The sequence below is a fragment of the Brasilonema sennae CENA114 genome, assembly GCF_006968745.1.
GTDB classification, from domain to species: Bacteria; Cyanobacteriota; Cyanobacteriia; order Cyanobacteriales; family Nostocaceae; genus Brasilonema; species Brasilonema sennae.
On sequence record NZ_CP030118.1, the window covers coordinates 5,292,977 to 5,307,124 of the forward strand.

General features: G+C 44.7%; 4 protein-coding genes. 2 read left to right on the top strand and 2 right to left on the bottom strand.

From position 1 onward, the window contains the following. Window positions 1–20: 20 nt before the first annotated feature. Entirely contained in the window at window positions 21–1,085 is a 1,065-nt protein-coding gene (gene cobD / locus DP114_RS22260; protein WP_169263881.1) for a threonine-phosphate decarboxylase CobD, read from the bottom strand. A 26-nt stretch (window positions 1,086–1,111) separates the two neighbouring features. Further along, window positions 1,112–1,396: an HU family DNA-binding protein gene (locus DP114_RS22265; protein ID WP_048868205.1), complete on the bottom strand. Its 285-nt coding sequence runs from the start codon at window positions 1,394–1,396 to the stop codon at window positions 1,112–1,114. Window positions 1,397–3,140: 1,744 nt separating this feature from the next. On the opposite strand from DP114_RS22265, the gene DP114_RS22270 reads away from it, so the two are divergent. After that, window positions 3,141–3,851, top strand: coding sequence for a DUF6875 domain-containing protein (locus DP114_RS22270; protein ID WP_169263880.1), 711 nt, complete (start codon window positions 3,141–3,143; stop codon window positions 3,849–3,851). Between the two features lie 152 nt (window positions 3,852–4,003). Beyond that, window positions 4,004–13,993, top strand: coding sequence for a non-ribosomal peptide synthetase (locus tag DP114_RS22275; RefSeq protein WP_171977157.1), 9,990 nt, complete (start codon window positions 4,004–4,006; stop codon window positions 13,991–13,993). Window positions 13,994–14,148 lie beyond the last annotated feature (155 nt).

Here is a 14,148-nt window from a genome sequence, read left to right on the forward strand (position 1 = left end):
TTGTGCTTCGTCTTTGATGACTAATGATTAATGACTAATGACAGTGCTTCTAGTAAGCGCTGGTTATCTGACCAAGAGCGTACAGCTACCCGGAAATATCTGTCGCCAAGTTCAGGAAAACTCAGACAATCACGAATGAAAATTTGGTGATGCTGTAGTAAATTTTGCTGCAATTGCGAACTCGATTGCTGTGATTCAACGAGTAAAAAATTAGCAGCACTTTCTAGAGGTTGTAATCCGGGCATTGAAGCTAAACCAGCGAAGAGTTGGTTTCGTGCTGGTGGGAGCCATGCCCAAGTCTGCTCCTGAAACTCCTTATCCTGGACCACAGCGACTGCTGCCGCTGCTGCTAGGGTATTTACGGGCCAGGGGTCGCGCCAGGACTGCCAGCGCCGCAAACGCTCAGGATGGGCGATCGCATATCCTAGTCGCAAACCAGGCAAACTGTAGAACTTGGTCAGCGATCGCAAAATCACTAAGTTTGGATATTCCTGCACAACTTCTATCAAACTTTGTTCCTGTCCTGGGGGCAGAAAATCCATAAAGGCTTCATCTACTACCACCAAAGCGAATTTCTCTAGGTACGGCAAAATGGCTTCTCGTGAAAATAACACCCCCGTTGGGTTATGGGGGTTATTCAGCAATAGTCCCTTATCCTTTGTGTTTTCAACTTTGTCAAAAATTAATGACAAAGTCCGAAAAACTAACAAAGAAAACTCCAATACCTTAGCGTGGTATGCAGCCAGCGCCCTGTAATAATCGCCAAAGGCTGGAGTTATCAAAGCTGTTGCAGCTAACTGTGCTAAATCCCGACCTGCCAGAGAAAGTAATTCTGCCGAGCCGTTCCCCGGCAAAATCCATTCAGGGGGTAGTTGATGAAAGTGACTCAGAGCAAGTCTGAGTTCACCATAATCCGGGTCTGGATAATGCCTGAGATGATCCAATTGGGACTCAATTGCCGCTATTGCGCTTTTTGGTGGTCCCAAAGGGCTAATGCTTGCAGAAAAATCCAGAATAGCACTTGGGGGACAGCCAGCTAGTGCTGCTGCCCAGGCTAGATTTCCCCCGTGTGCTGGTTGCCGCATAGAAAAAGGGTGACCTAGATGAGAATCTAAGATTTTGGGGGTGCAACCTTTTCTCTAAAGAGTTTTCCAGCAGAGAAGGCAGGAACCTTTGTCGCTGGAATTTCCATCTTTTCATTGGTTTTGGGGTTACGACCTTCACGGGCTTTACGTTCCCGTGATTCAAATGAGCCGAATCCTACCAACGTAACTTTATCGCCAGAGGAAACAGCTTCGATAATCGTTTCCAAAGCTGCAGTTAAAACGGCATCAACTTGCTTTTTGGTAACACTTGCCTTTTCAGCTACGGCATCAACCAATTCACCTTTATTCATGTCAAACTCCTTGAGGTTTACTTGAGATTGTGTACAGATGCATTTTTGATGCATCGTTACTTAAATCTCTGTTCAGAGATTTACAAAAGTCGGATTTTTGAGTATTTATGCTCACAAAGGCTGTAATCGCTGTAGATTCGACTTTTCAATGAATCATTCTAAAGTGTCATAGCCAGAAGTGGATAGATGAAACCATTAATTTATATAGATTTCAGGATTTTTTTTGAAAAAAGGGCAATTGTTTTACTAAAACCCCTCTTTTTTTAGGAAAAAATACTTAGTGAAATCGCCTATTGTCAGAGAAACAGGCAGGACCGTTTCATACAAACAAAGAAAAAACTCTATCAAGCTGGTTTAATAAAATACGTTGTGCTTGGCGAATAGTTCAATGTTGGCTAGTTCATTCAGCATAATAAAAATTTTTACTACCAGTATTGTCTTAACTGCCGTATAATGTTGTCTTAACTGCCGTATAATGTATTATTTATTGCAAAAAAGCTTCAAGATACAAAATGAAGATAAACAAAATGTTTTTATTTATACATTTTACGACTGCAAATTTACAGTACTTTTTGCTACAGTTGAGACTGACTGATTTTTTAACTAATTTACACAATGTATTTTTTATTATATTTCCCGGTGAGAAAGCCCGGTTCCTTCTGCAACAGGGACAGATAGTCACCAAGTGTCCTCTTCGATAGTGCTGTTCTCATGAATAACCCTTCACTTATGTGCAGAGGGTCTTAGTTATTAGTCACGCTAGAACACCGATTCAGTATTCATAATTGTGACTAAAAAACCCGGTTTTTTCTTGTTGAGTTAACGAAACTTCGGTCTTCCCAGTAACAGAAACCGGGTTTTTGGGATTAGTGAATCGGTGTTCTAGATTGCCATGTTTGAGATCTGACTAAGGACTTCGATTTACCTCAACCATAAAACACAGCAAGAGCGATAGTTTCTATGGTTACGGGATGAATTAAATTTCTCTCCCAAAAGGTAGCGTAAGAATAGGATTTTATTATTGATTTATCAATAGACTATACGAAAACCTTTTTGTCCACAGAAAGTTGTTTGATCCCACACCGAAGTTTAGAAAAAATTCTATTTTTCAGGTTACAGCCTTTGTGTAGCAAGTATCTTACACTTGGGAATTAGAGTATGCCTATAAATGAGGAAAATCTCTGTGAATAAGAGTTTTGCGGTTTGATAGGCAAAAGTAGTCTCAGTTCCAATCCTACACTGGGTGGTGATGCATTGTAATAATTCTGAAACTGTAACTTGTGAAGATTATACGTCCCCAATATCATTCCTAAGCAGAATTACCCTACACTGAAATATCATAATTGTGATTGCTATTAAAACATAAACTTTACAGTTGATTTGATATACTTTTCTAGTATGTGGAGTTTTAATAATCAATAGGTAGTTCAGTAAAGAACACCTATCCTGCTCTCAAAACAATAATACTGCATCCACCTTAAGAAACTTTCTAAACTTCCACAGTCAAGACAAAGGCATCTACTACATACAAGTAAATTCAGTTTGTGAGCTTACTTGAGAACCCCTAAACCAAGCATCTTTTTGCAGTCAGAATTATCCATCTTTTAGCTGAGTGCTAGCTAAGGGATAAATCTCCTATCAAAAATAAGTATAGCTTTTGCGTCATTAGCTATAACTAGCTTCATTTTGTATAGGTTAAATTGTGTTCCTTTATTCATAAGTAAGTTTTTCTAAAGTAGTAAAAATGCAACTCTACACACCTACTGATATTAATCAGCTTCAACAAGACCTTCCCTACTTAATTAAAAGCATGCAGTGGGTTGAAAATTTTGTTGGAAAAGCTCACCCTGATTTAGGTAGACTCGGTCCTGTTTGCCCTTTTGTGCCTCACTCAATTAGAGCAAACGTTATGTCCCTGACAGTTATACGTGCTAAAAATGTGGCTCCTGAGCAATTTTTTGAGAATGTTCTACGCTGTCGAGATATCTTCCTTGAGCAAGAACCACGACAGGGGGTAGCTGCTTTAAGGAAAACACTGTTAATCATTGTGCCTGATATCGATATAGAAGAAGCTCCTAAAATAATTGACGAGAATCACAAAAAACTTAAGCGTTTTTTTGTTGAGTCAGGACTGATGATAGGGGAATTTCATAAGCTCAACCAAGTGCCTGGTGCACACAACCCAAACTTCCGCCCATTTCAAAGCTCCGTTCCCATGTTTGTTATTCGCTATATGGTTGAATCGGATATTCTGTTTCTTCAAGATGAAGATCCGCGCTTGCGTATTAAATATCTCCAAGCTTATTTACAAAATATTGAATCGGGTTATTCACAGCAGTTTAACCAGAAAATCAAAGATGAAAACAAGTTAAAGACTGCTCGTCAACTATTGGAGTTAGCACAAGAGCAACTGCAAGAAGAAAAGTTTATGAATTTAGAAATTGCTCATTCATAAGCTAAGTTGTTCCTCTACAGAAATGATTAATTCACCAACTTAATCAATAAGATCAATATTGTCTGTCGTAAATTTGCATCACTCGTTTTTAGTGATGAAAGTTGGTAACCAAGCCGAGAAATTAATAGAGTAATTTTCTTTACAAGGTGTTTATGCAGTTAACAAACAAAAATTTATACCTTCAGTCAAATATTCAGGCAGCTAGCTTAACCGATGTTGAGGACTGCCATGGTACTCAAACAAATGACCTTGAAAAAGAGCAACTTAACTATTGGAAGCAGCAGCTAGCAGGTGCTCCTCCAGTACTGGAATTGCCCACGGATAGAGCGCGACTACCCGTACAAAGTTACCGAAGTGCAAAACAATCTTTTTTACTACCCAAGAGTTTATCAAAAGCATTACAGACACTGTCACAACAAGAAGATGTGACACTGTTCATGACATTGCTGGCGGCATTTGGGACTCTACTGTACCGCTACAGTGGACAGGAAGACATTTTGATTGGTTCTCCGATTTCAGGGCGAAATTCTGCTGAGATAGAAGGGCTAATTGGATCTTTTGTCAATACCTTGGTTATACGCACAGATGTGTCTGGCAACCCGAGTTTTCAGGAACTGTTGCAAAGGGTGCGAGCGATGGCAACGTCCGCCTACGCTAACCAAGACTTGCCGTTTGAAGAGCTAGTAGAACAACTGCAAGCAGAGCGTTCGCCTGCGTCGCGGTTTGCAGCATCGCTTTCCTATCACCCTCTGTTCCAGGTGATGTTTGTTTTGGAGAATACACCCAAACAAACATTGGATTTATCCGGATTGACCATCACACCCTCTGAATTAGATAAGGTTACATCCAAGTTAGATTTGACCTTGTTAATGGAGGAGACAGAACAAGGATTCCAAGGAGAGTGGGAATACAACGCCCAGTTATTTGATGATGCCACGATAACTCGGCTGAATGGGCATTTCCACAGATTGCTAGAGGGAATTGTTGCTGATCCTAATCGCTCGATTGCAGAATTACCATTGCTAACTGTTCAAGAACAGCAGTTATTGCTGGCGTGGAATAATACTCAGGCAAATTACCCAGAACAACTTTGCATCCATCAATTGTTTGAGGCTCAGGTAGAACAGACACCAGATGCAGTCGCAGTTGTCTTTGGTAACGAACAACTAACCTACAAGCAGCTCAACCAACAGGCAAATCAACTAGCGCATTATCTCAGGCAGCTAGGAGTCAAACCAGATGCCCTTGTGGGAATTTGTGTAGAGCGATCGCTTTTCATGGTGGTAGGACTACTCGCGATTCTCAAAGCTGGTGGAGCATACGTACCTCTAGATCCGGCATATCCTCAAGAGCGCCTAGATTACATTTTGTCGGATGCTCAGGTATCAGTGCTGCTAACTGATTCTTCACAAAAAATGAGTTCTCCCGAACTCTCCTCTAACAAAAAAGTTAAGGAAGATGCGATATCCCATAAGTTTCAAGTCGTTTGTATAGACACAGACTGGGAAAGCATTGTGACTGCTAGTACACAAAATCCTGCACCGTATTCTACCGTCGAGCATCTAGCGTACGTTATTTATACATCCGGCTCGACTGGCAAGCCCAAAGGAGTGCAAATTCCGCACGGTGCTGTGGTCAATTTCTTAACATCCATGCAGCGCCAACCTGGATTAACACCAGCGGATATCGTCATAGCAGTCACAACAATATCATTTGACATTGCCGCCTTGGAACTTTATTTGCCTTTAATAACAGGTGCGCGTGTTCATTTGGTGACGCGGGAAGTAGCAAGCGATGGCAGATTGCTGAGCAAGCAAATCGCTGCGGGTGGTGCGACAGTGATGCAAGCTACCCCAGCCACTTGGCGGATGTTGCTGGCTGCTGGATGGGGTGGTGTTCCTGGTTTGAAAATTCTCTGCGGCGGTGAAGCCTTACCTAGTGATTTGGCGCAGCAATTATTAGCAACAGGGGCTGCGATTTGGAATATGTACGGTCCTACGGAGACGACGATTTGGTCAACCGTCTTTGAAGTAGGAGCAACACAATTATCTCAAACCTCAATCCCCATTGGACGCCCGATCGCCAACACGCAAATTTATCTGCTCGACTCTCATCTGCAACCAGTGCCCATTGGCGTGCCTGGGGAACTGCACATCGGCGGTGATGGGCTAGCGCGAGGTTATCTCAACCGCCCAGAGTTGACACAGGAAAAATTTATCCGCAACCCCTTTAGTCAGGAACAAGGATCACGACTGTACAAGACAGGAGACTTAGCTCGGTTTTTACATGATGGTAATGTTGAGTACGTAGGACGTATCGATCATCAGGTAAAAATACGTGGATTTAGGATTGAATTGGGAGAGATAGAGGTTGTACTGCGACAACACCCATCTGTTCTGCAAGCTGTCGTCATTGCCCGTGAAGACGTTCCTGGAGACAAGCGGCTCGTGGCATATGTGGTGGTGAAACAGGAGCATATTCCTGCTAGTCCGAGTGAACTGCGCCGCTTTTTGAAGGAGCCGCTACTCGATTACATGGTGCCCACAGCATTTGTGTTCTTGGATACACTGCCATTAACACCTAATGGTAAGATAGACCGCCGCGCTTTACCTGCACCAGATACATCCCATTTCATTAGTGACAACAACTTTGTTGCACCTCGTAATTCTACGGAAGAGATTTTAGCCGCTATTTGGGCGCAAGTATTGGGTCTGGAGCGCGTAGGCATCCATGACAACTTCTTTGAATTGGGCGGACATTCTCTGCTGGCGACACAAGTCATTTCTCGGGTACGCCAAGCGTTAGGTGTAGAAATGCCCATACAGTTGCTGTTTGAAACACCAACGATCGCCGACTTAGCAACTGCCATTACCCAAAGTCAAAACCAGGGTACAGAGGAACACCAGACTATTACCCGAGTTGCCAATCGACAGTCAGCCCCCTTATCCTATGTGCAGCAACAACTGTGGTTTTTGGCACAGTTAGAACCAGACAGTGCAGCATATAACATTGTTGAGGCAATGCAGTTGCAAGGCGACTTGAACGTGGATGTCTTGCAACAGTCATTAGATGCAATTGTTGCTCACCACGAAATCCTGCGAACCAACTTTATCGCCCAAGATGGCAATCCTGTGCAGGTTATCGGCGCTCCTCGGGCAGTGGAACTGAAGGTGATCAACCTGATCGATGAGTCGCTGACTGAAGACACCAGTGTTGTACAACAACTGCTACAAAATGAAGCGCTGCGCCCCTTCAATTTAACATCAGACTTGATGCTGCGTGCGTGCTTGATACAGCGATCGCCACAAGAGAATATCTTGCTGTTGCTTTTGCACCACATTGCCACCGATGGTTGGTCGATGAGCATTTTATATGACGAGTTGACAACGCTTTACCAAGCGTTCAAGGACGGCTTGTCTAATCCATTGCCAGAATTACCCATTCAGTATGCCGACTTTGCAGTTTGGCAACGCGAGTGGCTCTCTGGTGACGTGCTGCAAAAGCAACTCAACTATTGGAAACAGCAGTTAGCGGGTGCAACCCCAGTACTGGAACTACCCACAGATAGACCACGACCACCAGTTCAGTCTTACCGAGGTGCCAGGCAATTTTTTCTAATACCCCAGAGTTTATCGCAAGCACTGCATGGACTGTCACGGCAAGAAGGTGTGACGTTGTTCATGACATTGTTGGCGGCGTTCCAGACCTTGCTGTACCGCTATAGCAGACAAGAAGATATTTTAGTCGGGTCTCCGATTGCGGGGCGAAATCGCGAGGAAATAGAAGGGTTAATTGGATTTTTTGTCAATACCCTGGTTCTACGCACCGATATGTCTGGCAACCCCAATTTTCGGGAACTGTTGCAAAGGGTACGTTCAATGGCGATGTCCGCTTATGCTCACCAAGACTTGCCGTTTGAAAAGCTCGTAGAACAACTACAACCAGAGAGATCACTAAGTTATCACCCTCTGTTCCAAGTGATGTTTGTTCTGCAGAATGTTCCTACACAAACATTGGAGTTGCCAGGACTGAGCATCACTTCCACAGACGTGGATCATTTGGCATCGCAGTTTGATATAACTTTATCAATTGAGGAAACAGAACAGGGACTGCGGGGATTATGGGAATACAACACTGACTTGTTTGATGCTGCCACAATTGTGCGGATGAGCGAGCATTTCCAGACATTGCTCGAAGCAATTGTGACTGATCCACAGCAGCAAATTACCCAATTGCCACTGCTCACCCCAAATGAACGACAGCAGTTACTTGTTGAGTGGAACAATACTCAGGTAGATTATCCACAGCAGTGTATTCATAAATTATTTGAGCAGCAGGTGGAGAAGACGCCTGATGCTGTGGCAGTAGTTTTTGAAGACAAGCAACTTACTTACCAACAGTTGAATAATCGCGCCAATCAATTGGCACACTACCTACAAACTCTGGGCGTAGGACCGGATGTACTTGTGGGGATTTATATCGAGCGTTCCCTAGAAATGGTCGTAGGACTACTGGGAATTCTCAAGGCAGGTGGTGCTTATGTGCCTCTCGACCCAGAGTATCCCCAAGAGCGCTTAGAGTTTATGCTGGAGGACACTCAGACACAAGTGTTGCTTACTCAAGAGAAATTGGTCAAGAGCTTACCGACTCATGAAGCGCAAGTCATTTGTTTGGATTCTGAGTGGGAACTCATTGCCCAGCACAGCGAAGAAAACCCTGTGTCTGATGTGACAGTTGATAACTTAGTTTACATCATCTACACCTCTGGCTCTACAGGCAAGCCTAAGGGTGTCATGCTTGCTCACCGTGGAGTTTGCAATCACCTCTGGTGGCGGCAAACAACGTTTCAATTAACTGAACAAGACAAAGTCTTACAGACCTTTTCTTTGAATTTCGATCCATCAGTCTGGCAGATATTCTGGACGTTATCGTTTGGTGGACAATTGGTTATGGCTCGCCCCGGTGGACATCAAGACCCTGCCTACCTGGTGAAGGTGATTATCGAACAGCAGATTACTATCGCTGGGTTAGTACCATCTATCATCCGCGTTTTACTTGAGGAAAAGGGAATTGAAAATTGTACTCGCCTGCGGCACGTCACTAGTGGTGGTGAAGGTTTGGGAGTCGAATTCATTGATCGCTTCGTTGAGCGTTTAAATTTGCACAATGTTTTGCTCAATTGCTATGGTCCAACTGAAGGTTGCATCGATGTAACTTCTTGGACTTGCCAGCGTGGGAGTAATTACACCATTGCTCCAATTGGTCGCCCGACTGCCAATGTACAAGTTTATATATTAGATGAAAATTTACAGCCTGTGCCTGTTGGTCAATCGGGTGAGTTGCACATTGGCGGTGTCGGGTTGGCGCGAGGCTATCTCAACCGTCCCGAATTGACGACAGAAAAGTTTATTCGCAACCCCTTTAATAGCACACCAGGTGCACGTCTTTATAAAACTGGGGATTTAGCGCGTTACTTAAGCGACGGAAACATAGAATTCCTTGGTCGTATTGACCACCAAGTGAAGATTCGTGGCTTCCGCATTGAATTGGGAGAAATTGAAGCTACCTTAGGTGAACATCCTGCAATACAACAGAATTTAGTCATCCTAAGAGAGGATATTCCTGGCGACAAACGCCTCGTGGCTTATGTGGTGCTACACCCAGAACAAGTTGCCCCAACTTCAAGTGAATTGCGTGGCTTTTTACAGGGAAAACTACCTGAGTACATGGTGCCAAAAGCATTTGTCTTTTTGGATGTCATACCATTAAACCCTAATGGCAAAGTAGATCGCCGCGCTTTACGTGTACCAGATACATCAGATTTCGATAACAGCAACTTTGTTGCACCTCGTACTCCTACTGAAGAAGTTTTAGCTGTTATTTGGGCGCAAATTCTGGGTTTGGAACAAGTTAGCATTCACAGCAACTTCTTTGAGTTGGGAGGACATTCGCTACTCGCTACACAAGTGATTTCTCGGGTACGCCAAAACCTGAATGTGGAAATTCCATTACAGTTGCTGTTTGAAACACCAACTATTGCAGGTTTAGCAAGTGCCATTACTTCGTTAAGCTTGGCTAACGCCCAGAACCAGAGTACAGATGTCCTAGAACAGCAGACCATTCCCCAACTAGCAGATCGCCACTCAGCTCCGTTATCCTTTGCTCAGCAGAGAATATGGTTTTTGGACCAGATGGAGCCAAATAGCGCGGCTTATCTAATGCCGCTCGCACAACGCTTGCTGGGTAAGCTCAATATCGGTGTATTGCAACAGTCTTTAGATGCGATCGCTGCCCACCACGAAGTCCTGCGAACTAACTTTATCGCAGAGGATGGTGAGCCAGTGCAGATCATGAGTTCTTCGAGGTCAGTAGAACTCAAGATAATTGACTTGACACAGGAGCAAGCAAGCAATCAAGAACAACAAGTGCAGCGTTTGTTGAAGCATGAGGCGCAACGCCCATTCGACTTAAGATCTGACTTGATGCTGCGAGCCACCTTGCTACGGATAGACCACCAAGAGTATATACTTTTGTTGGTTGTGCACCACATCGCTTCTGATGGCTGGTCAATGGGCATCCTGTGCCAACAGTTAGCATCTGTCTACGAAGCCTTTTTGAACGACAAGCCAAATCCCCTGGCAAAATTGCCCATCCAGTATGCTGACTTTGCTGCTTGGCAACGGCAATGGCTATCTGGTCAAGTACTGGACACCCAGCTAAACTATTGGAAAAACCAGCTAGCGGGTGCTACACCTTTAGAATTACCAACCGATAAACCGCGACCAACAATCCAGAACCACCAAGGGGCACGCCAATCTTTAGTGTTATCAAAGAAACTCACCTCGGCGCTCAAAGCACTGAGTCAGCGGTCAGATACTACCTTGTTCATGACTCTACTAGCGGCGTTCAAGACGTTGCTCTACCGCCATACAGTACAGGAAGATATAATCGTTGGGACTCCAATCGCTGGTCGTAACCAAACCGAGACTGAGGGGCTGATTGGCTGTTTTCTGAATACGCTCGCTCTGCGTAGCAACCTTGGGGGGAACCCGAGTTTCTTAGAATTGCTAGGTCGAGTTCGTAAGGTGGCTTTGGATGCTTATACTCACCAAGAGATACCCTTCGAGAAGCTCGTAGAAGAGCTGCATCCAGAACGTAACTTGAGCCGAAACCCAGTGTTCGATGTCATGTTCAACTTCATCAACACTCCACAGACGGCTTTGGAACTCCCTGGATTGACCCTCAGTTTGCTAGAACTGAGCGAATCTGAGTCAAAATTCTCCATGACTTTGTATGTGGAGGAACACTCAGGTGAGCTGAATTTGCAACTGGTGTATCAGCAGGTCTTATTTTCTGCTGCACGCATGACTTGCCTTCTGCATCAATTCCAGCATCTGCTTGAGCAGATCGTTGCAACTCCGGATAGCGAAATCGGATTATATTCCCTCGTAACACCAGAATCTCGACCTTTGCTTCCAGAACTGAGTGCAGCCTTGCCGGAACCACGGTACGAATTGGTGACTACAATGTTTACCTCTTGGGTAAACTCTGCGCCAGAACACTCAGCAGTCTGCCAAAGCGATCGCTCCTGGAACTACAACGAATTGTCCACAAGCGCTCATGCCCTAGCACAGGTTCTGCTGAGTCATGGGGTTAAGCGTGGTGAGGTCGTCGCCGTGTTCGCCTCACGCAGCTTTGGGCTGATTGCCAGTATGATGGGCGTACTCTTGAGTGGCGGTGTGTTACTGACTATCGATCCGAAGCTTCCTGTGCATCGACAGCAAATCATGCTTGAGGAAACCAAAGCTAAGTACCTATTGTGCATTGGTGACGAGCGCTCAGAACACAAGGAGTTATGGGAATCTCTAGCTATCATTTGCGTAGATCCAGATACAGGAAAAACCATAAATTCCGAAACGGACAGCAGTGGAGCAATTGACCTACCTCAACTGTCTGGTGACGATGCAGCTTATATTTTCTTTACTTCCGGCACCACAGGTATTCCTAAAGGTGTGTTGGGGTGTCACAAAGGGATGGCGCATTTTCTCAACTGGCAGCGGCAAACTTTTGCAGTTGGTCAGCAAGACCGCAGTGCCCAATTAACAGGGCTTTCCTTTGATGTCGTCCTTAGAGATGTCTTCCTACCTTTGACCAGTGGAGCAACTCTTTGTCTGCCGGCAGAAGGTGATGAACTAGAACCGACGCGAATTCTACGTTGGTTGGAACGCGAGCAGATATCTCTGCTGCACACAGTTCCAACGCTTGCCCAATCGTGGTTAGTCAATGTAGCGCCGGGAGTTTCTCTACGTGCCTTAAAACGTATCTTCTTTGCTGGAGAACCTCTCAAGGATACACTCATACATCGGTGGAGGGAAACTTTCCCAGAGGGAGGCGAAATTGTCAATCTCTATGGACCGACAGAAACAACTTTGGCAAAGTGCTTTTACCGAGTTACTGCTGATGTCCTGCCTGGAGTACAACCTGTTGGTTCACCACAGCCAGAAACCCAGGCACTGGTTTTAGCACAAAATAATCAACTGTGTGGTATTTGTGAACCAGGTCAGATTGTTATACGGACACCATTCCGTAGTTTAGGTTACATCAATGCCTCTGAAGAAAATCGTTCTCGGTTTGTCAAGAACCCCTTGGGCAACAACGAACAAGATTTGCTTTACTACACTGGCGATCGCGGACGCTATCGTCCAGATGGTACTCTAGAAATTCTTGGTCGCTTGGATCGTCAAGTAAAGATCCGAGGAGTACGCATTGAACTTAGAGAGATTGAGACGCTGTTAGGTGAACACCCCAGTGTAGAGGAAGTAGTGGTTATTGCCCGTGAAGACCAACCTGGTGATCAGCGCTTAGTAGCTTACGTTGTTCCACAGCAGGAACAAGTCAAGACAACTGATGAACTGCGGCGCTTTCTGAAGGAGAAGCTGCCCAAATATATGATTCCTTCAGCTTTTGTGATCCTAGACGCTCTACCCCTGACTCCTAACGGTAAAGTAGATCGTCGAGCTTTGCCAATGCCAGAGCAAGTTAGGCAAGAGGTGGAAGAAACATTTGTTGCTCCCCGCGATGAGATAGAACGCCAGCTGACACAGATTTGGGAAGAAGTTTTGGGGATTCAACCCATTAACGTCAAGGATAACTTCTTTGATCTGGGGGGGCATTCCTTACTCGCTGTACGCTTATTCGCTCAAATAGAGAAGAAATGCGGCACATCCATTCCCCTAGCGACACTTTTTACTTCAGGTACAGTGGAAGCTCTTGCTAAGTTACTATCCAGTAATCAGGAAAAATCAAAAACTTCTTGGTCATCCCTGGTAGAAATTCAACCGAAGGGTTCCAAACCACCTTTGTTCTGCATTCATCCGCTTGGTGGAGAAATTCTGTGTTACCGCCCTTTGGCAATGCATCTAGGATCGGATCAACCATTTTATGGGCTACAACCACAAGGGCTAGATGGAAAACTTCCTCCCTATACCCGCGTTGAAGATATGGCAGCGCACTACATTAAGGAAATCCAGACCATTCAGCCCAATGGTCCTTATTTTCTAGCTGGCTACTCGTTTGGGGGTACAATTGTCTTGGAGATGGCTCAGCAACTTCACTCTCAAGGTGAAAAAATAGATCTTCTAGTTATGTTGGATACCTGTCGTCCGGGTTATGAGAAACGATTGCCATTTCATAAGCGAATTCTCTTGCATCTCAATAATGTTTTACAACTAGGACCTACCTACCTTTGGCAAAAGCTTGCGGGCTGGAGAGAGTGGGGTACGTATCAGCTCAAAGCAAGATACAAGCGTCACTTGAATGTAGTGCATCAGTTACCAGAAACTGACAAGCACTTAAGCATCATAGACGCTAACGTGCAGGCTAAGAACGAATATATCTTCCAAATTTACCCAGGTCGAATGACCCTCTTGCGGACTGAAGATAAGAATCGGGACGAAGCTGTAGGTGTAGAATATGAGCCTGAATTCGGCTGGGGTGATATCGTTGCTGGAGGAATTGATATCCATCATGTTCCCGGATCTCACCTTACCCTGCTTGAGGAACCCCATGTACGGGATCTGGCAGAGAAATTGAAAGATTGCTTGGATAAATCGTATAATTCAATACATTTAATTAAACAGTAGCTGTCACCCGTACATTTATTACAATGTACGGGCTGTACAAGTCAAGCCTCCAGAGCAGGCTTGACTTGTATAGCCGAGGCTTTGCGTTGTTCCCGAGTTGTTGGAGCAGCAGAAGCCACCGCTGCAAACTATACACTCAAGCACGCTATATCAAC

Coding starts and splice junctions, on each gene's coding strand:
- cobD (WP_169263881.1), bottom strand. CDS start 1,085: ATGCGGCAACCAGCACACGGGGGAAATCTAGCCTGGGCAGCAGCACTA.
- DP114_RS22265 (WP_048868205.1), bottom strand. CDS start 1,396: ATGAATAAAGGTGAATTGGTTGATGCCGTAGCTGAAAAGGCAAGTGTT.
- DP114_RS22270 (WP_169263880.1), top strand. CDS start 3,141: ATGCAACTCTACACACCTACTGATATTAATCAGCTTCAACAAGACCTT.
- DP114_RS22275 (WP_171977157.1), top strand. CDS start 4,004: ATGCAGTTAACAAACAAAAATTTATACCTTCAGTCAAATATTCAGGCA.